At 65.5% G+C, this 478-nt stretch carries 1 pseudogene (cut by a window edge); it reads right to left on the reverse strand.

What is annotated here, in order from left to right:
• Nucleotides 1-290 (reverse strand): annotated as a pseudogene (locus E6G06_17835) (VOC family protein) (it extends 117 nt beyond the left edge of the window).
• Between the last annotated feature and the right edge of the window lie 188 nt (nucleotides 291-478).

Below are 478 nucleotides of genomic sequence, written 5' to 3' on the forward strand. Positions count from 1 at the left end.
TCGTAGACCGCAGCGATGTCGGCGACGCGGATGTTGAGGAACGCGCTGGTGCGATGCGGATCGGGTGGAGTCTCGAGGACGACGTCGGGCTTGTCATCGGTGGGCCCCCCACCCTCGTTCAAGATCAACCAGGTGTTCGCGACCTTCATGATGACCGGGCTGCGTTCCATGAGCACCTCGCCGTCGAGCAACGTCGCGTAGAACTCGCGCGACCTGTCCATGTCGGACACCACGAGGAAGTGCGTGATCACGAAGCCTTGTTCGGGTGCGGGAAAGTCGCTTCGGGTCATGTTGGGCTCTCCTCTGCCGAGTCGAGCCAGTCTCGGTCTGAGGACCGGTCTCTGTCGAGCCGCGCTGAGCCGACCCAGCGAGGCGTTGGGTCGTCGCCGCGCGCCAGTTCGGTGCGCTCGGCGGTCACGCCCACGCGGCGCCGCGACCGAGAAAGAGTGTCGAGTCGTCGACGAAGCAGAGCCGGTTG

It is taken from the genome of Actinomycetota bacterium (genome assembly GCA_005888325.1).
In the GTDB taxonomy this organism is placed as follows: Bacteria; Actinomycetota; Acidimicrobiia; order Acidimicrobiales; family AC-14; genus AC-14.